Origin of the sequence: Photobacterium profundum, from assembly GCF_003026285.1 — a bacterium.
In the GTDB taxonomy this organism is placed as follows: domain Bacteria; phylum Pseudomonadota; class Gammaproteobacteria; order Enterobacterales; family Vibrionaceae; genus Photobacterium; species Photobacterium profundum.
In genome coordinates this window covers 203,469-227,966 of the sequence record NZ_PYOD01000004.1, presented here as the reverse complement: position 1 = coordinate 227,966, position 24,498 = coordinate 203,469, and the positions used below count along the sequence as shown (strand labels likewise).

Here is a 24,498-nt window from a genome sequence, read left to right as displayed (position 1 = left end):
GCACATCACAACCTTAATACGACCACCTCTCATTTTATCTACTCACCCATTGAAACAAGATAATGAAGACAGATATCTTATGTACACGGATATGTTGTTCATCCGAACCAGCACACTTTGGCAGTTTTAATTTCTAAATTATGTGCATATAGGAGCTTTAATGGGTACCAAATCTATACTTCGCACCTGCTTTGTTCTTTTATTTGTATTAGGTCGTAGCCCTATCGCTGCAGCCAGTTTGCCCAATTACACCGATTCTGAATCCGAACTTCTCTCATCATCACAGGAGTCCAAGAAATCTTTCCAAGGATCGTTAAGTGGTCTCTATGCAATTCCAACCTGGAGGCAGCCACACATTACACAACCTCAGAATGATTTCGACTCTCTTTATCTACAAGCCCAGATTGCTCAAAATGAATTAGAGCAACTTATTCAACAAACTTCGATGATTACTGGTACAAGTGCTTCATCTCCGGGCATTAAATCACGAGACAGAGCTGAATATAAAATAGCGACGGAATTAAATGGAAGTGTACATAAATTAACAGACCTCGCCCGAGGGTCTTTAGTTGCCGATGACATAAGTAGTTTAGTACAAGCCTTTGAGCTTCTGAGTAAAGAAGTCACGATTGTAGAAGTAAAAAACCGTTTCAAGCAACCCGCAAAATCAGGCTATCGAGATTTGAAAATGTTGGTCTGTCTTCCAAACAGCCAGCATATTGCAGAGATACAGCTTCATTTAGAGGGTATTTCTGATATTAAAAATGGTAAAGAGCACCAATTATATGAACAAATTCAAAAGATTGAACGTACTGCTAAAGCCAATAATCGTTTGTTGAATGATATAGAATCAGCAAAAGTAAGACATTTACGTAATCAGTCACTGCATCTCTATCGCTCTGTATGGCAAGAGTATTTACAGCCTAAATTGGCAGTAAGTTAATTTCTACCGCCTATATACGTACCTTCGAGGCCGAATAAATGTGATTTTCATCACAAATGAACATCACATTTTTCAACGCACACTTAAATTCATCTTATGTTCAGGTCTACTCGCTATTATAGGTGTTCATTCAAAACATATAAGGAAGATTATTTAAACAAGTCAGCAGATCACATACACACTTTTTACGTCACCGTTTATATGTATGTTTTTGATGGAAAGCCCTATTAGGGGTTTCGCAGGAGTTGTTTTATGCACATGAAATCTGTACTTCGTACTTTCTTCGTTCTCCTTTGTGTCTTTGGTCGTACTTCGATCGCTGCACCACTGCCTCAGTATTCAGATTCTGACTATGAAGTTTCACCTTACCAGACACAAGAAGGTAAAAAGTCTTTTCAACGTAGCCTTAGTGGTCTTTATAGCGTCAATAGTTGGACAGAGCAGAATATTACCCAGCCTTACAGTAATTTTGATCAACTATACCATGCTGCAACACATGCCCAGCAAGAATTAGACCTTCTGGCTCGTGAGATAGCATTGCATTCAAATACTCAAGCTTTAGTGCCAGCAGTTAAATCAGAAAAACGCGCTAAAGAAAAAATCAAGACAGAGTTACAAGGTGAAACTCATCGTATTACCGATTTAGCACGATGCTCATTAGTAGCAAGTGATATTCCGAGCTTGATGCAGTCATTAGAACTGCTGAATAAAGAAGTTTCTGTTGTTGCGGTCAAAAATCGTTTTAAAAGCCCGGCAGCTTCTGGCTACCGTGATTTCAAATTATTAGTACGCTTACCCAAAAGCCAAGTGATTGCAGAAGTTCAGCTTCACTTAGAAGCCATATCTATGGTAAAAAATGGTGCAGAACACAAAATTTACGAAGAAATTCAGCGTATCGAACGCACAAGTATGACGGAAGAACGTAATATCTCTGAGTTTGAATTAGCACAGATAACTAAACTTAGAGCTAAGTCATTAAATCTATACCAAACTGCATGGCAGATGTATTTACAGCCTGAAACTATGGCTGTGTAATCCCCTCATACAATGGAAGCTAGACAGATCGTGTAGCTTCCATATCTAGAATGCTTTTCATCTAACTCATCTATAGCCAAGCTACCTCAAAGCGTTGATTTCAAAGTATTTTCAGCGTAGAACCACTTGTTACTTCAGTCTATGCCTTGCTCTTATCAATTCTGTCTACGCAAATCTATGGCCACTTACTTATACCAATTCCATTAATTATCAGAACACGACTAGGAGTCGAGTTCAAGGATAACGATTACGTAGAAGAGTGATTCCCTTTAGGCAAGTTTAAAATACTTTTATACTACGTTAATAAATTTCACTTTAGAGCCACTAAATTCTCAATTTATCTCCTTGCTTAAAAGCATTTTAACTCTCGCAGAATGGATCAGATAATTAATGGATTAGGTATTATTCATACTGACATTCAAATAGATTACAAAAATCAGACACAAAAAAACCGCTAATATATAGCGGCTTTTTTATTTATCAACGTATTTTAGTACGTGACTTATAGCAGATTAAGCGTTGTTACTACGCTCGCCGCTTGAACGACGTGGACGGTCGCTGTTTGCGCTACCACGGTTTCCACCACGGTTGTCGCTACCACGGTTGCGATCGAAACGACGCTCGCCACCATTGCCACCGTTGCTGTCACGGTTACCACGGTATCCACCACGGCCGCCATCACGGTTACCACTGTTACGTGGACGGTGTTCGCGAAGAACTTCACCTTCAACAACAACAGCTTTTACATCGTTTTGACGAATGCGTAGCTTCTTAAGTTGTGCTGAAACTTCTGCAGACATCTTCTTAGGAAGCTGAACAAAAGTATGTGAAGGAGCTAGTTTAATAGCACCAATGAACTCTTTGCTTAGGCCAAGCTCGTTTGCAATTGCGCCAACGATATCTTTAACCTGAATGCCTTGCTCACGGCCAACTTGTAACTGGTAAGTATCCCAATCAGCGCTGTTGTTTGAACGACGCTCACCGCCACGTTCGTTGCGAGAACCACGATCATCGTTACCACGACGCTCACGACGCTGCTGTTCACGCTCAATCGCTGCAATCATTGGATCCGGACCTTTATAGAATAAAGGACGGTTACCTTGTTGACGTTGAAGAAGCATCGCAGCAAGCGTTGGTGCATCAACATTGATTGTTTCTTGTAATTTACCCACTAGTTCAACAAAAGCTTCAAGCGTTGCTTGTTCTTTCTGTGATTCTAGTTCTTGACCTAAACGAGTCAAGCGAGCAGCGGCAACTGCATCACGGTTAGGAAGTTGAATTTCTTCCATACGAGATTTAGTAACACGCTCGATAGTGCGTAGCATACGAATTTGGTTTGTACGAACCAATAGGATCGCTTTACCAGAACGGCCAGCACGACCAGTACGACCGATACGGTGGATGTAAGATTCTACATCGAACGGAATGTCGTAGTTAAATACGTGTGTGATACGCTGAACATCAAGACCACGAGCAACAACATCAGTTGCAACAAGAACGTCGATAACACCACGTTTAATATGGTCAACAGTACGCTCACGTAAAGACTGAGGAATATCACCGTGTAGAGCTGCAGCTTTACAACCACGTGAAGATAACCAATCAGCTAGACGCTCAGTATCTTGACGAGTACGAACGAATACGATTGATGCATCGATGTTCTCTTCAGTCTCAAGCATACGAATCATTGCTTCGTCTTTTTCTACGCCTTTAACGATCCAGAACTGCTGTGAAACTTGAGATACAGTACGGTTTTCGCCAGCTACGTCAATGCGCTCTGGGCTACGTAGGAAACGGTCAACAATTTGCTTAACGATTGGAGGCATAGTAGCCGAGAACAATACGCGTTGTGCCGATGCTGGAGCTTGTTCCATGATCCAAGTAACGTCATCAACAAAACCCATTTTCAACATTTCGTCAGCTTCATCTAGTACAAACGTACTAACTTCATCAAGGTGCAGACGATCACGTGAAATAAGGTCTTTAACACGACCTGGAGTACCAACAACAATGTGAGCACCATTTTTAAGTGCACGCATTTGATCAACGATAGAAGCACCACCGTAAATCTCTAAAACTTTAAGACCTTTAATGTTCTGACCAAGGACTTTGATTTCTGCAGCAACCTGAATCGCAAGCTCACGTGTAGGAGCCATTACGATAGCCTGAGGCTTATGCTGAGAAAGGTCTACTTTATTTAGAACAGGTAGTGAAAACGCAGCCGTTTTACCAGTACCAGTCTGTGCCTTACCAAGTGCATCAACACCAGTAAGAAGTAGAGGAATTGACGCCGCCTGAATAGGAGTTGGCGAAACGAAGCCCATTGAGTCAAGAGCAGATAAAAGTGTGTCAGCCAAATCTAATTGGCGAAATTCTGTAACAGATTCTAGCATTGGGATCCCAATAAATAATCTAACGTAAACGGGGCCCCTTATGCTTTAAAAAGTTCTGCAATAGCAACCACAAGCATGGGCCTCGACGATATGAGGCGCGTATTCTGCGCCATTACTCGATAAAATGCCAGAAAAAATTGAAGGCTGTCACAAAATAACTTTCAAACACTTACTATTTAAACAAAAAGTATGTGTCTTGGGCGTCACAACTATGTGAATGACTTCTTATTGGCACTATCCGATTGAATAAATGCACATCTTCATCTCGTTCTCTTATAAGAACACACACTATAAATATGGGAATGGCATTTTATTTCTCACTTTATTGCCAGAGAAAATACAGCGACTCGAAAAATACCGTATATAGAAGAGAACAATCACCATATTGTATAAGGATAGCGTTATTGCACAGTATTGCTGAAATCATTCCATTTTGCGTGCCATTTATAATCGACTCTGACCCTATATTTATTATCTACTCTTGATCTTATATATAGATAAAAAGCTACCGTTTAGCGACAATGACACAAATCTTCGCAAAATATACATTCCACAATCTTGGTTTTAGCGCCCCAAATACGTATAGTGTCTGGGTTAATATTCTGAGACCGAGCATAATGTTTCAAGATAATCCGCTGCTAGCCCAGCTTAAAAAACAAATTCAAGAAACCCTTCCTAAAAAAGAAGGTAACGTAAAAGCGACTGACCGTGGCTTTGGCTTTCTAGAAACTGATAATAAAGAAAGCTTTTTTATTCCGCCTAATTATATGAAAAACGTAATGCACGGTGACCGCGTGATTGCTGTGATTCGTACAGAAAAAGAGCGTGAAGTAGCCGAACCTCAGGAGCTGATAGAACAGAACCTGACACGCTTTATTGGTCGCGTGAAGATGATCCACAACCGATTAAACGTTGTGCCTGATCACCCACAGCTAAAAGACGCAATAAAAGCACGCGCTATTAAAGGGTTAAACCCAGAAGAGCTGAGAGAAGGCGACTGGGTTGTAGCAAACCTAAATAGCCACCCGCTAACCAATGCAAACAAACCGTTTACCTGTGTGATTAATGAAAAAATCACTGACAGTAACGATAAAATTGCACCATGGTGGGTAACACTTGCCCGCTATGAACTGCCTAACGCAGAGCCTGCACCGCAAGATAGCTGGAATATGCTAGACGAAGGTTTAGAGCGCCAAGATTTAACCGATATTCCGTTTATTACTATCGATGGTGAATCAACCAAAGATATGGATGATGCGATTCATACGGTTAAGAAAGATGATGGTAACTTCGAAATCACGATTGCGATTGCCGATCCTACATCTTACATCTCTGTTGGCGATAAAATGGATGATGAAGCACGTAAGCGCGGATTCACCGTTTATCTACCTGGTCGTAATATCCCAATGCTTCCTCGTGAGTTAAGCGATGAACTATGTTCATTGATTGAAAACGAGAAACGCCCTGTTATTTGTTGCCGAGTAACAGTTGATAGCGAAGGTGTTATTCAAGACGACATCACGTTCTTTGCAGCATGGATTAAATCTCAGGCTCGTTTAGCGTATGACAATGTATCTGATCTGATTGAAAAAGGTCAGTCAGAAAAATTAATGGCTAACAACGTTATTGCAGAACAAATCGATGCGCTTCACCAATTTGCTAACGTACGTAGCAAGTGGCGTTCAAACAACGCAGTAGTATTTCCTGATCGTCCAGATTACCGTTTCGAACTTAGTGAAGACAACGATGTTGTTGCCATTCACACAGATCCTCGCCGTACCTCAAATCGCATGATCGAAGAAGCAATGATTACAGCGAACATTTGTGCGGGTCGAGTATTACGAGATAAATTCGGTACGGGTGTTTTCAATATTCATAATGGTTTCAATCCTGAAAAGCTTGATACCGCTATGGAATTCTTGCAAAAAGTTGAAGCACCGTTTGAAAAAGAAGAGCTGAAGACCCTTGAAGGTTTCAGTGCGCTTCGCCGTTGGTTAAATACGCTTGATTCAACGTATTTAGATAACCGCCTACGTAAATTCCAAGCTTACAGTGAGGTTGGTAATCAACCAGCTCCGCATTACGCTATGGGATTAGATGCTTACGCGACATGGACATCTCCTATTCGTAAGTATGGCGATATGATTAACCACCGCCTACTTAAAGCCGTCATCACAGGTAACGAGCCCTCTCAGAAGCCTGACGATACTGTCGGTGAAGAGATTGCATTACACCGTCGTACACATCGTATGGCAGAGCGTGGCGTTGCTGATTGGCTTTACATTCGCTTGCTAAAAAATGCAGTGAAGGACGAAGCTATCTTTACTGCTGAAATCTTCGATATTAATCGTGCAGGTATTCGAATTCGTTTACTTGAGATTGGTGCTTCGGCATTTATTCCGGGCTCGTTAATTGTTGATAATAAGCAACGTATTATTTGTAACGGCGATTTAGGTACAGTTTCTATTGATACAGTACAAGAATATCAACTAGGTGATACTTTTGAAGTGAAGCTAGCGGAAATTCGAACAGCAACACGTCAACTTGTTGCTAAACCTGTACAACAGTTTCCAGCACCTGAAGTTGATTCAGATGCAACAGAAAAAGAAGAAGAGAAAGCATAATCATTTTCTCTTTTTAAAATGAAAGGTCAGCCATAAGAAGCTGGCCTTTTTATTTTCAATACAGATGAATTGGGCAAATAAAACAAAAATTATATCTCTCGATTGATACAATTCATTTCATAATTACAATAAATACCGAGTCAGCTATGTCACAAGTAGAAAAAGATGTTCAGCAATGGTTAGAAGATGTCGTTATTGGCCTGAATTTATGTCCTTTTGCCGCAAAACCTAATCGTAATAAACAAATAAAAATACACGTTTGCGAAGACGCTTCAGAAGATATTTTATTGGAAACTATCTATCAAGAATTGCAAACGTTGGATCAAGCACCAGTAGAAGAATTAGAAACAACATTGGTGGTTGCACCCAACTTATTTAAAGAGTTCGATGACTATAATCAGTTTCTTGATTTGGTTGAAGGGCTTGTCATTCAAATGAACAAAAGTGGCATTTATCAAATTGCTAGCTTCCACCCTGACTACTGTTTTTATGGTGCCGAGCCAGAAGATGCAGAAAACCTCACGAATCGTTCACCCTACCCTATCTTTCACCTGATTAGAGAAGAAAGCATGGAAAAAGTGTTAAAACACTACCCTGATCCTGAAGGTATTCCTGAGCGCAATGTTGAATGTGTAGAGAATCTAACAGACGCACAGAAAAGAAAGCTATTTCCTTACCTTATTAAGTAAATACCCTGCACCGTCATCAGTTAGGAGTCTTAAGGCTCCTTCTGTATTGCCAATAAAAGCCTCAACTATCTATAGAAGATAATACAATACATTAAGACAACTGAACGAACATCTAAATGTCGTCTATTGTATATGTATGTGACTTGAACTTCATACATACCCAAGCCACCTTAAGGTGCAGGATTCAGAGTAATATCAGCGTGTTTAATTCAAGGAAAATGTGTGTAGGAATGGCATTCCCTTTCAAGTACATTTGACGCAGAAGTAGATACGCTGAATCACTCCCGAAGGGCGAGTTTTGTTGGGCTCTATGCCGTGTTACTTATTTTCAACGTAGAACGACTAGACCTATAAATAAGTGCCTTGCCTAGAGCCCAACAAATTCTCGCTGAAACGTGCACCTTGAGGTAACTTGGGTATAGACTTAACGACAAAGGGATTGCTTTTAAGTGCAGCTACTATCATTTTCCATTTTCAGAAACCCTGGGTTTCGCTTTGGAATACCATCATTACTCTCTTTCTTAATGCTTATCTCATTAAAAGAAGGTCGTGAAACGTTGCTTGTTTATCAGAATTTACTGATAATACTGCCTTATATCCTTTTTGCTCTTATCATTATTCTTAGCCAACCATTTAATCAAGGACGTACGAGCCTTGTCGCATTATTGATGATAATTGCGTATTACATTGTACAAAACCACTTACAAGCCCCACTGACCAATAATACGACAAAACTCATTTATTATTTACTGGCGACTCTTTTACCGCTCAATTTATTACTCGTGCATAAACTGCCAGATAAACGGCTATGGTCTTTATTTGGAGGCTACTTTTGTTTATTTATTGCAATACAAATCATTTGGTCAACTATCCTCATTCAATATATTGAAAAATCGGACCTTTCATCGATATGGAATTCAGGGTTGCTAACACAATTACACTTCTCTCCTCTTCCTCTTTTATTCATTTTCTGGGGAATAGTAATCGCTGGTACTAGCACGTTTATGATTTTATTTCGTAATTATGGTTCAGACCAAGCAGTATTTATAGGGGTACTATTCTCCAGCTTAACCTTCATCTTTTTTCAATATGGCTTAGTCTCTTGTTCAGCCTTTACGTTAGCTGCCCTACTGCACATGTTTAACCTCATTATTTGTAGCCACGAACAAGCCTTTATCGATCAACTCACCAATATCCCAGGACGACGAGCACTAGAAACAGAATTAAGGAATCTCGGAAAAACCTATACTTTAGCCATGCTAGATATAGATCATTTCAAAAAATTCAATGATTTATATGGTCATAAAACGGGTGACAACGTTTTAACGTTAGTGGCTCAGCTAATAACAAAGGTAGGAGGAGGTGCACAAATGTTCCGATATGGTGGCGAAGAATTTACCATTTTATTTAAAGGTAAGAAAAGTGAACAATGTGAAGAACATTTAGAAAAATTACGTATCGCTATTGCAGAATATAATTTAGTACTTCGAAATTATGCTGAACGTCCAGACAATGATAAACAAGGCTGTATGACGCGAAAAAATAACGTTATACATAGCTATATTCATGTGACAGTAAGTATTGGGATTGCAGATAGCAAACCAACCTCTAATCCAGACATGGTATTAAAAGCGGCTGATGACGCATTATATAGAGCCAAAGAATCTGGCCGTAATCGTCTTTCCCATTAACCCCACCTAAGCATCTCACCAAGGATACTCATAGAAATATCAAATAGCCAGGATCACTCCCAAAAAGCATCCTGATAGACAATGATTGTATATGTAAGGGTTAGTGTTCGAGTGGTAAACTAAACGGGCTAGAGCGGTGTTACGTGGATTTAACTGCAATTAAAACTAATACCAATTCCACTAATTATCTGACCATTCAGAATACCAGATACAAAAAACCCGGTGAAAGCACCGGGTTCTGGTTACTAATAAAACTTATCTAACAAAAGCTAAGTCCAGCTATGCAGCAACGCCAATATTAAGTTAAGCATAGAATTCTTAACAGATCGGCGACCAAACCATTAGTTAAGCTCTACACTTAGGAGTGACTCATTCCTAAGTGAAAAGGAATGAGCCTTATTGTTATTGTTATCCTTTAACCAAGAAGCTCTTTTAATGTAGGCTTCTTGTTATATCTGACTGAAGAAAAACAAATTTGACCATTAAGTCTTCACTCAAGAGATAATTCCCTACAAGTATGATATTAGCAGTCATAGCGTCGCTTTAAAACCCTAACGTTCATCCTTAAGATGAATATTTCATTTCCTTTAATACCTAGTACGATACCGTTTAAAGATCATTCAATCACGTGTGTTTCTGGACCATTTTCAGCGCCAAATATAAGCAAAAAAAGCCTGCCATTTAGGCAAGCTTTCTATTTTTTACTGGTTATTATTAACCTTTCACACCACCCGCAGTTAAACCACCAACTAGGAATCTTTGAGCAAGTAAAAACACAATAGTAATAGGTATTGCTGATAGTACTGCTGCTGCAGCGAAGTCACCCCATAGATAATTCTGAGGGTATAAGTATTGCTGCATACCTACTGCTAACGTGTAATTATTCACATCAGTTAATAGCAAAGACGCCACAGGTACTTCTCCAACCAAGCCGATGAACGACAGGATGAAAACAACCGCTAGAATTGGCACTGATAATGGGAGCAGAACATAGCGGAATGCTTGCCACGGCGTAGCACCATCAAGTGCTGCTGCTTCTTCCAGTGAAACATCAATCGTTTCAAAGTAACCTTTAATAGTCCATACGTGAAGTGCGATCCCTCCTAAGTAAGCAAAGATCAAACCACCATGCGTATTCAGTCCCATGAATGGAATATACTGGCCTAAACGGTCAAACAATGCATATAGAGCAACCAATGCAAGTACTGCAGGGAACATTTGGAAAATCATCATCCCTTTAAGGATTGTGTTCTTACCTTTAAAACGCATACGAGCAAATGCATAAGCACTGGTTGTTGATAATGCAACAATGATAACTGATGTAATACCTGCAACTTTTATCGTATTCCATAACCATAGTAAAACAGGGAATGGTGGTGGCGTTATACTGCCATCATTATTAGTCACTGCAAATCCGAGAGCTAAGCGCCAGTGATCCAATGTTGGGTTAGTTGGGATTATCTCGCCACCTGCAAAGTTACCTTCACGAAATGAAATTGCAATTATCATTAACAACGGAAAGATAATCATTGATAAGAAAAGACACAAGCCTATATGTGTAGCCCAAACTCTATATTTCAATGACCTCGATGGAACCATAGCCATAACGTCTCTCCTTAGTCTTGTGAAAGCTTAGTAAATCGAAGATTAAGTAGTGCCATACCACCCACCAGTAAGAAAATAATTGTTGCGATTGCGCCAGCAAGACCAAAGTCTTGACCACCGCCACCTTCAAAGGCAATACGGTAGGTATAGCTTACTAGCAAGTCAGTGTAACCAGCAGGCTCTGAAGTACCCACCATATTAGGGCCACCAGCAGTCAATAGCTGAATCATTACAAAGTTATTGAAGTTGAATGCAAAGCTAGCAATAAGCAGTGGTGTCAAAGGCTTAATCATCATCGGAAGTGTGATTGTGAAAAAGTTCTGAATAGGACCCGCACCATCAATAGCAGATGCTTCATATAGGTCATCAGGAATCGACTTCAACAGACCCATACATAAAATCATCATATACGGGAAGCCAAGCCAAGTGTTCACTAACACAACCATCAATCGAGCCATAATTGGATCAGAGAACCAAGATGGTTTAATCCCAAATATGGCTTCAAGAAATAAGTTTATCTCACCAAAGCTCTGGTTAAATAATCCCTTGAATATCAAGATAGAAATGAACGCTGGTACCGCATAAGGGAGAATAAGAAGTACGCGATAAATACTGCTACCTTGTAATGGCTCCCACTGAACGAGACACGCTAGTACCATACCTAAAGCCAGTGTTAATGCGACCGCTAAAAAAGCAAAAACCACAGTCCAGATAAAGATATCAATAAAAGGTTCTTTGATACCATCATCCGTCATCACTCGCTCGAAATTGGCCCCACCCACCGTTACAACAAATCCAGGAGAGATAGGCTTATCTACAAATTTACCGTCTGCGTCAATAGGCTGATAAAAGCCAATTTCCATATTTGGCTGATACATTTGCTGAGTTTGATTATTCAGCATGCTCAGACCATCTTCCTGAAGTGTAAACAGATCTGTATCGGCAGCAAACTTACGTAAGCCACTCATGCGAATTTCATGGCCATCAGGCATCACTAGCTCAACTTTTGTTAAGTTAGCGCGGTTTTTAACGATTGATTTGATCTTCTCTTTTTCACCCTGGACACTATCAACTTGACGAAGAGTCATCGCTTCAGAGGTTGTATTGGCGAGTTCGAAGACATCAGAAGCCAATAACTCACCTTCTGCTTTAATAATCAGCTGATGACCATTTTCTACTTTGTAGAGATCAAAACCGTAACTTTCACCCGACTGGAAACTACGTTGCTCCAAAACTGATTGTGTTCTTTCCAATGTTAACTGGTTTGATGCACTGTAGTTGGTAAACGCCAGCCCTATGGTGTAAACCAATGGGAAAATAATAAAAACAAGCATCCCTGCAACACCAGGGAAGATGTAGCGATGGGCGTATGTTTTGTTGCTTCCAAAAATATAAAGAGCAAGTGCGGTTAGAACAACGGTAAGAAGAGCAAAAGGTATTTCACCTTGAGCATACATCAATACGGTAGCATAACCATTAACAACACCGATCATGCCTAGTAGCGACCATTTAAGCCACTTACGATAATTTAATTTAGGGCGTTCTTGTTTTGAATCCAAAAGCCCTGCACCTTGAACCGACTGCATCTCAGCTCCTTGCTAGCAAAAAATGACAATAAAATGGGGAAAGTTACCCCTCCCCGCAAAAAGAATTACTTAAGCATGTGACCAGCGGCTTCATCTAGCGCACCATTAATGTCTTGACGACCATCAACAATATTCTTGATTGCATTGCCTTGGGCATACCAGAATGCAGCCATTTGTGGAACGTTAGGCATGATTTCACCGTTCATTGCGTTATCCATAGTGGCAGCAATACGGGTATCTTTATTTAGCGTCTTCTGGAATGATTTCAGCGCAACAGCACCTAGTGGCTTATCATCGTTAACTTTACCTAAACCTTCATCAGTCAGTAGGTAGTTTTCGATGAACTCAACAGCTAAGTCTTGGTTTGGTGACGCAGAGCTAATACCCGCAGTCAGGATACCGACGAATGGCTTAGATGGACTACCATTTAGCTTAGGAAGCAGAGCAACACCGTAGTTGATGCCCGACTTATCTGCGTTACCCCATGCCCATGGGCCGTTAATAGTCATTGCTACGTTACCTTTGTTGAACTCAGCATCTGAGATGCTGTAGTCCATATCGGCAGAGATAACTTTTTTGTCAATAAGATCCTTGATGAATGTCATGCCACGCTTAGCGCCAGCATTGTTAACACCCACATCTTTCACATCGTAGCCTTCAGCAGTAAACTTGAACGCGTAGCCACCATCAGCAGACAGTAGTGGCCATGTGAAGTACGGTTCTTTTAGGTTCCACATGATAGCTTTCTTGCCATCTTTCTGAAGCTTCTTGTCTAGTGCTTCAACGTCTTCCCAGTTCTTAGGTGGGTTTGGAACAAGATCTTTGTTATAAATTAAAGAAAGTGCTTCAACTGCAACTGGGTAGCCGATGTACTTACCTTCGTACTGCACAGCATCCCAAGTAAAATCGATGATTTTATCTTTTAGTTCTTTAGATGGCTTAACTTCAGCTAACAAACCAGATTTGGCGTAGCCCCCAAAGCGATCGTGCGCCCAGAATACGATATCTGGACCATCACCAGCAGCCGCTACCTGAGGAAATTTCTCAGATAGACCATCAGGAAAAGCAACAGTCACTTTTACGCCTGTGTCTTCTTCAAACTGTTTACCTACTTCTGCCAAGCCGTTGTAACCTTTGTCACCATTAATCCAAATGGTCAATTGGCCTTCTTCAATCGCTGCATGTGCAGAGACTGAACCTAAAGCTGCAAGGGTACAAAATGCAACTGTACTGAGGACTTTCTTCATTGCTAACATCCTTCATGATTGTTATATGTTGTACTCCAGAAAATCCTCTGCAGCACAATTTGCAGTCTGTATCATCTACCAGTAATGGCCCCTCGGCATCATCCTGAGCCCTACGCCCCCATACCTAAGATTTAAAAGCGTGATCTCCGTCATTTCAATTTGTGACGCAGTTCTAAAAACGAGGCGTGATTGTGATGCAACGCACATAGTACTTGGATTAAAAGGGCACATCAGTAACCGGTATATCAAAGTGTGATCCAAACACTCCTCCCCCCTTTATCCCCCTTTTAAATTCTTTTCAAGGATGATGTTTCATAATGATAGTTGCGTAAGATGACAAACATACCCTATGGGGTAGATGAAGAAGCTCTAACTGTTCTGCTTTATGCAGATTTTAATTTTTAATAACACTTTATTGAAAACGACAGCATCCTATTACTTCTTGGGGAAGTAAGTAGTAGGAATTTGGTCAGGGTAGCCATTCTTCCACTGCCTGGATGATACTTACGCTACCCATTTTTTTCTTCACTACACCAAAAAATTCTTTACCCGCAAGACTCGGCATGAATACTATGTCTTATTAATAAGGTCTTGCAGGCAACACAACTTAGAGGAAAAGGCTCGATGACGAGTGTCACTTTACGAAATGTATGTAAAGCATATGGAGATAACCTGATTTCCAAAAATGTTGATCTCGAGATCGCTGAAGGGGAATTTGTAGTATTTGTTGGTCCATCAGGCTGTGGTAAATCAACTCTTCTTCGTTGCATCGCTGGTTTGGAAGATATCACGTCGGGCGATTTATACTTCGGCAAAGAACGCATGAATGACGTTCCGCCTTCTGATCGCGGGGTTGGTATGGTATTCCAATCATATGCTCTTTATCCGCACTTAAATCTCTTCGACAATATGTCTTTCGGTATGAAATTAGCCAAAGCAGATAAGAGCGAGATCAAAAAACGCGTTAATAACGCAGCTGATATTCTTCAGCTTGGTCACTTGCTGGACCGTCAGCCTAAATCGCTTTCTGGTGGTCAACGCCAACGTGTTGCAATCGGTCGTACCATTGTGTCTCAGCCCGATGTATTCCTGCTTGATGAACCACTATCGAATCTAGATGCCGCGCTTCGTGTTCAAATGCGCATCGAAATTGCCAAACTGCACAAACAACTCGGCTGTACCATGATCTACGTAACGCATGATCAAATAGAAGCAATGACCATGGCTGAAAAAATCGTGGTTCTTGATGGTGGTTATGTTTCTCAGGTCGGTAAACCACTAGAGTTATACCATTACCCACAGAATCGCTTTGTTGCTGGCTTCATCGGCTCACCAAAGATGAACTTCATGAGTGTGTTTATCGAGCAAGTTGAAGATGAGCGCGTAATGGTACAAACGGCTGATGGAAAAGCATTCTGGATCCCTGTTGACGGCACAACAGTCACGAAAGGCGATCGTATGTCACTGGGTATTCGCCCAGAACACCTTTTATCAGCTGAAGAAGGTGATGCAAGCATCGAGGGTACAATACAGGTTGTCGAGAAACTAGGCTACGAAACTCAAGCCTATATCCACCTAGATCACGTGGATGCAGATTTCATCTATCGTCGTCCGGATACACTACAAGTAGAAGCTGGTGATAGCTTTAAAGTGGGCATACCTGCACACCGTTGTCATTTATTCCATAGCGATGGTCGTGCCTGCCGTCGTCTATACCAAGAAACCGGCATATAGCCCTTCTATTTTGCTCTATAACAAAAAGCGCTGCTCATTCATACGACAGCGCTTTTTTTGTATCTGAATTTTACAGTACTAAGACGGAGCTTTACATGATCTTTGACGCTCGAGTTAAAACCTATGATCCAGATAGAATGGTTCTATTACCAACCTTTGATATGCCCCAGCTAAAACGTCAGCGCTGTATTCGAGTTTATCTTCCAGCGGACTATTACAGTAGTACAAAGCGCTATCCGGTTATCTATATGCATGATGGGCAAAATGTCTTTGAACCAAGTCTCTGTATTGCAGGTATGAGTTGGCAAGCTGGCGAACACCTCGATCACATGCAACAGCAAGGGAAAACTGATGGCATTATTCTCGTTGCTATTGATAATAGCCCACTGAAAAATGGCTTGGGGCGTTCGGATGAGTACTCTCCTTGGCCATTTAATCCTATCGCAGAGCTCCATTGCTGGGGCGATACCAGACAGACTCTAGGTGGCGAAGGTGAAGCTTATAGTGCTTTTATCGTCGAAACCCTAAAACCCTATATCGACCAGCATTATCGTACTCTTCATCAACGCGAATACAATACGATAGCAGGTAGTTCAATGGGCGGGCTGATCAGTTTATACATCGCATTGCGATACCAAACCGTATTCGGCTGCATCGGAGTATTTTCACCCGCATTTTGGTTTGCTGAAGCGGACATGAGCAACTGTATTCAAGAGACCCCAATTACAGCACCTATCAATATCTATATGGATATAGGGACAAACGAAACCAGCGACCACACATTGAGCTACTTTCCAAATCTTTACCTTAATAGTGCAAAACGCTTCCACCACCAGCTGCAAGAAAAAGATAAGAAAATAAGCTGCAAACTGCTTATTGAAGAAGATGCGGTTCACAGTGAAAGTGCATGGGCAAGACGCTTCCCGGTCATGGTTGAACAACTTTATTGCCGTTAAACGGCCACACACCTAAACTTATACTGGTAAGGGATTAGCGACACCATCAATGGTGTAACTAAACAGATAGAGATAATCAGCAGTCTCTTTGATAGAGGATCATGACATGAGCAGCCACGACAGAATCGAAGATATCGAACAGCTAATCTATATGGCTTATCAAGAAGGTAACTATCAGGAAGCAAAAGCGCTTGAAACCCAAATGAAGCAGCTTAGAGGTAAAGACAACCTTTATGATGAAAATGAACCCTACTCGATAGAAGAGAAAATCTTTATCGATGAATAATACCGATAACAACCTAGTAGCAGTAAGCAGCTATGGTCATTAATACAGAAACGCTGCCCATTGGGCAGCATTTCTTTCTTTATACAATTCTGTCTTTATAAAAGCACCGCGTTAATTCACTTAATCTGTTGCCTTAGCAAAACCTTTCGATTCAACCTGTCGCTGTAAAACATGTTGATTTTTTAGCACTCTGAAATCAAGTTCCAAATCCGGTTGCGCAAATTGCAACTCACCAATTTGTGCCTGATAACTCGGTTGCACACAAATAAGACCCACACGTTTACCGTTCACCTCTGCAACAGCTTTTATTGGATCAAAGCTGACCGTCACAACCTGCTTTCCAAGTTCAAGATTGAGTTGATATTTGGCTTTATCATCCGCAAACAATACTAATTCAAGCTGCTCTCCAGATACATGTCGGTAACTCAGTTGATAGTTTTCTGCGCCGTTTACTGCTCGTTCAAAACTAACATTCAAAGCATTATTGTTACCAAAACACAATACCGCCTGTGCAGACAGCCACGATGAAGGTAGACAAGGAGCCAATGTTACCTTATCGGCCAAGAGGTTCGGCGAAAAGCCCATATAATCCTGATAGCCGTTACGAGTAAATTCTGACACAGACCATGCTTGTGCATAGGTTCCCGTCGTCGTCAATCCTCCTTCTGTGCTCAGGAAAGCATCTAGGTTTTCGCTCATTGCCCCGCGATGACCAATAGATAAAATCTGTTGGGATAGGTTTTTTGTTAGCTCATAAGCAAAATCAGCATAACCATACTTCACCAAACTTGAGACAGTAAAGCCAGCATTCCAGCCCCAAATCGTTCCGTTATGGTAAGCCGCATCTTTATGGTATTCATCTCGATTGGCATGAAACGGGTGGAAATCAGGATCATACTGCGATAGTGACGTGATTCCCCATGGGTACAATAATTCACTCACTGCATTTTTCACTACCTTCGCACCAATCAACTTATCAACCAAGCCACCATCAAAAGGTACCGTTAAGGTCATTAGCTGATTTGGGCGTACCTGCAAATCACGGCTGTCATCTTCCTTCAAGCGATCGGCCAGCATTTCAGTCTGCTCATCCCAGAACATCTTTTGGAAACTGAATTGCACCTTATCTGCCATTGCACGATAGCGCAAAGCAGACGCCTGATCCTGATTCAGCCGAGCCAATTCAATCGCTACCTTCAGGCTGGTATACCACAACGCCTGAATATCATTGGCGCGGTTACCCCTTGCCGACCAAGGTACTTTGCCTTCTAACTTGGCGTCCATCCAAGTATCAGGATCACGGTGAGTCATCAAGCCGTATTGATCCAGATAATTCTTCTCAATCCCATCAATGTATGTCTGCACGATCGGGTAGATCGTTTTCGCATAATCAAGATCACCGCTATAACGCAAGTAATCCCATACTTCCCGCACCATCCACGGTGTACCATCCGTCGTGTTATAGATAATGTTGGTCAAGCTGGTAACACGGTTCGGGATCCGACCATAATTTAAGCTTTGATCATCGGTTAGCTGCATAGAGGCGAAGTTATCAATGATGGTCTTAGCATCATCGAAGTCACCATTAACCAATGTAATGCCCGGCAAAGCTATGAAAGAGTCACGTCCCCAACAATCTTTGAACCAAGGTAAGCCCGCCCAAATCCCTTTACCAAATTCATTAGAGACAAAAACTTTACCCGATGCCTTTGCCCACATTAATGCTCGGTTGTATTCAAGATCTGAGGTCCATAGGTAAGACTGTGTCAACATGTCATAGGTTTGCTGCTGATGCAGTGTATAGCCATCTTGCTCCAGCAGCGCATTAGCCTGCTTAATGGCCTGCTCTTCTGTCTCAGCAAAGGCCAGATAAACGGTGAAGCTGGTTTCTTTTTGGCTGGTTTCAATCACAGGTTTAACATGACTGCCACTTAGGTGCATCACCTCTTTCAGCGCAGGCACCTCGGTGAACGTTTCTTCCCTAAATCGGAAAGACTTATTCGCACAAATAGCGATAAAAGATGGTGTATTTTCCTGACGCAAAGATGAATCAAGTGCATACACCATTCCGTTATCGAAAACTTTTACCGACGAAGCATTAATCGCAAGGTTAAGCTGGGGAGCAATAGCCAAGGTTGCTGCATTTTCCGAAGAAACGGTTAATGCTGATGCGCGTTGCTGCGAAAATAGCATCATCGTATCTAACGCTTGGTTTGGATAATAATGTGTCACACCGTAAGGTAGAATCTCTGCGCTCTGAGCATCATTTTTATTATTAATAGCACCATCAACAAACGATGCAAACGTCCCTAGATACCAACCCTGCTTATGGCGGTATTTACCGGCGGCAACAAAACCATGGGTTGCACCTTCATAATAACCATCGACATTGTCGCCAAACACAAACGGCGTACTTTCACTCGCCTGAATAGCCAATTGCTCAAATAGATCTTTTGGTTTTAGAACTGGCTTTATTTTAGCGAGTAGCGTGCCAGTTTTTGATTGGATAACAAACTCAGCTTGAATAAGTTCACGATCAGGTTCGGCATCGTTATTCTCACCACCGAATGAAATCAGTAGTGACGGCTGCGTATCTATCACTGTCAAAGTAACCGTATACAATCCAGTGCTAGGTGCTAGAAACGTCAGATCATTGCCAATCCCCTTCGCTGTCATTAAAGACTGAACCTGATCGACAGCGCACGCTACTGCTTTGTATTTATCAGCAGAAAAAGTCAGCAACTCACTACCCTGCTGATCGGTAATTTTGAAACTATGCTGATCCGCCGAAAGGCAAATTACAGCCTGATAACAGCCTTCACCAAGGTAAGACATCGGAGTGTCATCACCCCAGCCATTAAATGTACCTTTAACGTACAGCTGCTCGTTATATGGTGCTTGTGCTAACCTGTTCACTTGTATTCCTTATCAGTAATAGATGCCGCTATCTGCTTTATATTCATTGTCGAAATAGGTCATTCAGAAAGCAAAATGCGCAGACTAGGCCTGCGCATTGAATTGATGATTACAGCCTGCTACAGGCTAAGAATCGACTTATTTTTTGATTTGAGAAGCCGCTGTATCAAGCGCTTCTTTCACGGTTTGACGGCCTAGCAATGCGTTTTCAATCGCGGCACCTTCAGCAAACCAATATGCCGTCATTTCCGGAATATTAGGCATAATTTCACCATTTTCAGCATTGGTCATCGTTGCTGCAATTCGGCTGTCTTTAGACAAAATGTGTTGGTATGACTTCAACGTAACGGCACCTAATGGTTTGTCGTCATTGACAGTCTTAAGGCCTTCATTAGTCAGTAGATAATTCTCAAGGAATTCAACTGACAAATCTTGGTTCGGGCTCGCAGCATTAATACCTGCACTTAATACACCAACGAATGGGTTTGATTTACCGCCATTCAACGTTGGCAGAACAGCGACACCGTAGTTGATTTTAGATTTTTCAAGGTTACCCCACGACCATGGACCATTGATGGTCATCGCCACGTTGCCTTTGTTAAATTCAGATTCTGCAACGGCGTAATCCATATCAGGAGAGACGACACCTTTCTTCGCTAAATCAACCAAGAAGCTTAAACCAGCAATACCTGCTTCGCTGTTAACACCTATTTGTTTGCCATCAAAACCATTTTCAGTTTTCTTGAAAGCGTAACCGCCATTTGCCGAAATCATTGGCCATGTGAAATAAGCATTCTTCACATCCCACATGATGGCTTTCTTGCCTTTCGCATTCATTTCTTTTTCGATGGCAATCAACTCTTCCCAAGTTGCAGGAGCCTCAGCCAATAGATCTTTGTTATAAATAAGCGATGGCGATTCAACAGCAACAGGGTAACCCACTAACTTACCGTCATAAGTCACAGCATCCCAACTGAAATCAACTAACTTGCCCTTGAATTCTGCAGATGGTTTAACTTCTGCGAGTAGACCTGATTTTGCGTAACCACCAAAACGGTCATGCGCCCAGAAAATAATATCCGGACCACCACCCGTCGCAGCAACCTGCTGGAATTTTGATTCTAGCGAATCAGGGTACTGAACGTTTACTTTAACACCAGTATCTTCTTCAAACAGACGGCCAACTTCAGCGAGACCGTCATAACCTTTATCGCCATTAATCCAAATAAGAATTTCGCCTTCCTGCATCGCCGAAGCGGCCATAGGAAAAGCCAGTGCAGTTGTTATAGAACAAAGAGTCAGAGTTTTAAGAACACGTTTCATAATTGATTTCCGTTGTTATTCTTATTGATGAATGCATTCTGCCCCCCCTCAGTATAATGAGCATCATCCCCCTCCCTACGCCCCCGCTAGTTTTGTTCAACTCTGTGAAACTGAACACATTATGTTGGATAGAGGCTCTCTATTACGAAGTGAAATCCTTTCAATATCAGTCGTGACACTCACTTTTAAAATAAATAAATTATCCAAATCAACGTCAGAGCATATTTTTTATGACTAAAATTAAATCCTATGAAAAAACTTTTGTGCAATAAATCACAAAAGGATCTGTTCTATATGTATGCAATGACCACTTCCATAAGGAGAGTAATTATGAAGTTAAAAGCTTTACTCATTGCCATTAGCCTATTCTTTGCTAACGTAGCGATGGCGTCTGGACACTGCACTTGGTATATAGAAGACCGTGGCTGGTGCACCCCCTATTTTCCAACTAGCGATACCACTCCTACAAAAAAATAGCCTTATGAAAATAGAAAAGCCGCTGATATTCAGCGGCTCTACATATTTTCGTCACGGGAGTGCTACGCAAGCTAAATTAATTCAATTGCAAAATCATTGAAGACAGCGAAGCAATAAAGAGCTGCAGTTCACCAATCCCATTAGCAACAGACAACACTACAGTGTGATTATCATCTAGTTGCTCGGTGAGCGAGTATTCTCCATTATCAAGTTGCCAAGCATCGATCAGTGATGACGGTAACTTAATCTGAACCATTCCCTGATCATGATCAGCAAAGTTCGCAACCACTAACAGCTTCTGTTGTTGATCATAACGGCTAAAACAGAATAGCTGTTCGTTGTAAGTATCACTGTGCTCTCTGTTATGTCGGTGAATTTCATGATATTCGCCAAGCATAGCGGTACTGGTAAGTGAGAAGTTCAATAAACGTTGATAGAAATCACGCAGTTCGTGTTCTTCATCCGTCAGTAGAGCACCATCAAACGCGCCATTGTTCATCCAACGCTGATGACTTGGCACACCGAAATAATCAAAGATAGTTGTTCTTGAATGCAAGCCAAATCCAGCATTTTTAGCACCCGCTTCACCAACTTCCTGACCACTGTAAATCATGGTCGGTGAAGTACTGAGCGTTGTTGACACTAACATTGCAGGCTTACCCTTATTGGCATCGCCAGCAAACTCTGGACTCGCTACCCGCTGTTCATCATGATTATCAAGGAAGTGCAGCATATGATGTTCAATATCCATCAACTGCTGCTGGATCTCAACAATGGTATCGGTTGACCCACGACCTTGCATAACAAGCTTTAGTGCATCATACAAATCAACTTTATCGTAGAGGTAATCCATTTTACCTAAATGAATATAATCACGATACAAGTCAGGCTGGTACACTTCAGCCATCAAAAATGCCTCTGGATTCACCTGTTTAATTGAGGAGTTCATATAGCTCCAAAACTCAACCGGCACCATTTCTGCCATATCATAGCGGAACCCATCAACACCCAATGCCAACCAGTACAAAGCAATATCACGGAACTTCATCCAAGAATCAGGCACCGATTTACCTTGCCAAAATTCAAAATGCTCGGTGTGACCTTTCTTATTAAAGCCTTGTGGCAGTTCATCAAAGTCTTTACTACCATCGGGCTTAACACCATAGTTCACTTTGACAGTTTCATACCAATCATCAAATTGTGGCTTTGCTAGGCGAGAACCGTTCCCCGTCCATTTGGCCGGAAATTCTTCATACGGCGTATCGAGATCAGGATGCGCTTCACCACCCAATGGCAGATAACCATTTTCAGCGTCAGGAACAGTGAACGCTTCATCAGGAATATAGTAGAAATTGTTATCTCGATGATAGACCAACGTCGTATCATCTGATGCGCCAAAATCTTCCACCCCTGCAGGATTAGTTATCCCTTGATAACGGCGTGCAACGTGATTTGGCACAATATCGATGATCACTTTTAAACCATGACGATGGCTACGCTTAATCAACGCTTTGAATTCTTCGAGGCGGTTAGCCGGATCAACCGCCAAATCAGGATTGACATTATAGTAATCTTTAACAGCATAAGGGGATCCTGCTCGCCCCTTCACAACACTGGGGTGATCTGAATTAATCCCGTATTCACTGTAGTCACGTACGACAGCATGATGCGGCACGCCGGTATACCAAATATGGCTAACACCTAGCTGCTTTATTTCGCTTAATGCTCTATCAGTAAAATCATTAAATTTACCGATGCCATTTTCTTCAAGAGTACCCCACGGCTTATTCGTTGTATTCGTATTACCAAACAAGCGAGTAAAAACCTGATAAACAACATGTTTTGTAGGTACATTCGGTTTAATTGTTTCTGTCATGAATTAGAACTCAAAAGGCTTAAAACGGAAAGAGAAGGCAGATAGAACAGGCTGATGAATACCAGCTCGTATTCCAAACTACATCAAGGTGCAGGATTCGGCATTTCTGCACCTTGATGAATTTGAATGTTTAGGTTTACTTTTTGATTAGTTCAACAAAAGTAGTTTCAGCTGAGCTTGATCCAGCTCGTTTGGCCTCTTCGACTAATTGAAGGGCTTTGTGCATCTCATTTTTCTCAACAGCCGCTTTAATTTGGCCGTTATAGAATGCCTCTGTTTCTGGCAACATAGTTATGTTGCTGGTTTTAACAGCAGGAGTCGCTGTTGATACCGCAGCAACGGGTGTAGTCGCAACAACAGCCGTAGCAGCCGTCACTTCATTCGCACGGTATGAACGCAAGTTAATTGGCTTTAGATCAATCTCTAACGAGCCAAACTTCTGATGTTGGATCACAGGATCGGTAACAATAGGGCGAGCTAAACCAAGATCTTCTGCTCGAACACGCTCAGGGTGCGGAATCTGGATACTACCTTCACGATATTCAAGTGGTGAATAAACCACCATATATGGCGTTGTCTCTTGATCCATTTCAAAACGCTTGTGATAGTTAGACAGACTAAACATATCCGATAATCTTACATCAAAGTCATCAAGTTCAATCGTTTTCACTGGTTGAAACTGCGGGTTCAATAAAAGAACTTTAGGTGCAAGTACCCCAGTACTTCGCATCCAGCTTTTTAAGTCGACGCGCATGCGTTCAACATTTTTGGGTAACACAAAACCTGTAAAGTAACTTTTTCCCTCTGCAAAATTACCAATCTGAGAATATTCATCAATAGCAAAATCAACACTATCGCCCTGCATTGGGATCCAGGAAAACTCACTGTAAGTCGAACAGCAAGCTGCAGCTGTTACTGTTACATCTTTGACCATCTCTTGTGTCGGTGCAGCCGCACAGCCCATCAGGCTTGCTGCAAGCAGTGCAGCTAATGTTGTTTTAATCACTTTCATCTTTGAACTCCCGTACCCTTATTAGATTATTATGGGTATATAGCTATTCGTATCTCATTAAATCTACAGCAGAATCTAATAGATATATACTCAAAAAGGCAGCCC

At 41.5% G+C, this 24,498-nt stretch carries 17 protein-coding genes; 9 read left to right on the top strand and 8 right to left on the bottom strand.

Translation table 11 applies throughout. The annotated features are described in order from the left end of the window. Positions 1–160: 160 nt before the first annotated feature. Both C9J48_RS13060 and C9J48_RS13055 read left to right on the top strand, forming a co-directional pair. A complete protein-coding gene (locus tag C9J48_RS13060) occupies positions 161–943 on the top strand; it encodes a nucleotidyltransferase family protein (protein ID WP_006230397.1) in 783 nt (260 codons plus the stop codon). 252 nt (positions 944–1,195) lie between these two features. Then, positions 1,196–1,978: a nucleotidyltransferase family protein gene (locus C9J48_RS13055; protein ID WP_006230398.1), complete on the top strand. Its 783-nt coding sequence runs from the start codon at positions 1,196–1,198 to the stop codon at positions 1,976–1,978. 512 nt (positions 1,979–2,490) lie between these two features. Here C9J48_RS13055 and C9J48_RS13050 read toward each other — a convergent pair. After that, on the bottom strand, positions 2,491–4,371 hold the full coding sequence (locus C9J48_RS13050; RefSeq protein WP_006230399.1) for a DEAD/DEAH box helicase: 1,881 nt from the start codon (positions 4,369–4,371) through the stop codon (positions 2,491–2,493). A gap of 617 nt (positions 4,372–4,988) precedes the next feature. On the opposite strand from C9J48_RS13050, the gene C9J48_RS13045 reads away from it, so the two are divergent. The 3 genes from C9J48_RS13045 to C9J48_RS13035 all read left to right on the top strand — a co-directional run bounded on the left by C9J48_RS13045 (position 4,989) and on the right by C9J48_RS13035 (position 9,375). After that, positions 4,989–6,995: an exoribonuclease II gene (locus tag C9J48_RS13045; protein ID WP_006230400.1), complete on the top strand. Its 2,007-nt coding sequence runs from the start codon at positions 4,989–4,991 to the stop codon at positions 6,993–6,995. 146 nt (positions 6,996–7,141) lie between these two features. After that, positions 7,142–7,684 (top strand): DUF1415 domain-containing protein, encoded by a 543-nt coding sequence (locus C9J48_RS13040; protein WP_006230401.1) that lies wholly within the window; start codon positions 7,142–7,144, stop codon positions 7,682–7,684. Positions 7,685–8,133: 449 nt separating this feature from the next. Then, positions 8,134–9,375, top strand: a complete 1,242-nt coding sequence (locus C9J48_RS13035; protein ID WP_006230402.1) for a GGDEF domain-containing protein — start codon at positions 8,134–8,136, stop codon at positions 9,373–9,375. A gap of 714 nt (positions 9,376–10,089) precedes the next feature. On the opposite strand, the gene malG is transcribed toward C9J48_RS13035, so the two are convergent. The 3 genes from malG to malE (C9J48_RS13020) all read right to left on the bottom strand — a co-directional run bounded on the left by malG (position 10,090) and on the right by malE (C9J48_RS13020) (position 13,813). Next, a complete protein-coding gene (gene malG, locus C9J48_RS13030) occupies positions 10,090–10,980 on the bottom strand; it encodes a maltose ABC transporter permease MalG (RefSeq protein WP_006230403.1) in 891 nt (296 codons plus the stop codon). 11 nt (positions 10,981–10,991) lie between these two features. Beyond that, complete coding sequence (gene malF / locus C9J48_RS13025; protein WP_006230404.1) at positions 10,992–12,566, bottom strand: maltose ABC transporter permease MalF; 1,575 nt, start codon at positions 12,564–12,566, stop codon at positions 10,992–10,994. A gap of 65 nt (positions 12,567–12,631) precedes the next feature. Further along, complete coding sequence (gene malE, locus C9J48_RS13020) at positions 12,632–13,813, bottom strand: maltose/maltodextrin ABC transporter substrate-binding protein MalE (RefSeq protein WP_006230405.1); 1,182 nt, start codon at positions 13,811–13,813, stop codon at positions 12,632–12,634. 624 nt (positions 13,814–14,437) lie between these two features. On the opposite strand from malE (C9J48_RS13020), the gene malK reads away from it, so the two are divergent. From malK to C9J48_RS13005, 3 genes are all read left to right on the top strand, one after another. Continuing rightward, a complete protein-coding gene (gene malK / locus C9J48_RS13015) occupies positions 14,438–15,547 on the top strand; it encodes a maltose/maltodextrin ABC transporter ATP-binding protein MalK (protein WP_006230407.1) in 1,110 nt (369 codons plus the stop codon). Between the two features lie 95 nt (positions 15,548–15,642). Continuing rightward, complete coding sequence (locus tag C9J48_RS13010) at positions 15,643–16,503, top strand: alpha/beta hydrolase (RefSeq protein WP_006230408.1); 861 nt, start codon at positions 15,643–15,645, stop codon at positions 16,501–16,503. Positions 16,504–16,609: 106 nt separating this feature from the next. Continuing rightward, positions 16,610–16,789, top strand: coding sequence for a hypothetical protein (locus tag C9J48_RS13005; RefSeq protein ID WP_006230409.1), 180 nt, complete (start codon positions 16,610–16,612; stop codon positions 16,787–16,789). Positions 16,790–16,909: 120 nt separating this feature from the next. Here C9J48_RS13005 and C9J48_RS13000 read toward each other — a convergent pair whose 3' ends face one another. Continuing rightward, a complete protein-coding gene (locus tag C9J48_RS13000; RefSeq protein WP_006230410.1) occupies positions 16,910–19,705 on the bottom strand; it encodes an amylo-alpha-1,6-glucosidase in 2,796 nt (931 codons plus the stop codon). A gap of 138 nt (positions 19,706–19,843) precedes the next feature. Next, positions 19,844–21,028 (bottom strand): maltose/maltodextrin ABC transporter substrate-binding protein MalE, encoded by a 1,185-nt coding sequence (malE, locus tag C9J48_RS12995; RefSeq protein WP_006230411.1) that lies wholly within the window; start codon positions 21,026–21,028, stop codon positions 19,844–19,846. A gap of 330 nt (positions 21,029–21,358) precedes the next feature. Here malE (C9J48_RS12995) and C9J48_RS27915 point away from each other — a divergent pair, with 330 nt between their 5' ends. Next, the gene (locus tag C9J48_RS27915; protein ID WP_006230412.1) at positions 21,359–21,505 is read left to right on the top strand and encodes a hypothetical protein; all 147 of its coding nucleotides are present in this window, start codon (positions 21,359–21,361) and stop codon (positions 21,503–21,505) included. 76 nt (positions 21,506–21,581) lie between these two features. On the opposite strand, the gene C9J48_RS12990 is transcribed toward C9J48_RS27915, so the two are convergent. Next, a complete protein-coding gene (locus C9J48_RS12990) occupies positions 21,582–23,381 on the bottom strand; it encodes an alpha-amylase family protein (protein ID WP_006230413.1) in 1,800 nt (599 codons plus the stop codon). Between the two features lie 136 nt (positions 23,382–23,517). Next, on the bottom strand, positions 23,518–24,393 hold the full coding sequence (locus tag C9J48_RS12985; protein WP_006230414.1) for a MalM family protein: 876 nt from the start codon (positions 24,391–24,393) through the stop codon (positions 23,518–23,520). Between the last annotated feature and the right edge of the window lie 105 nt (positions 24,394–24,498).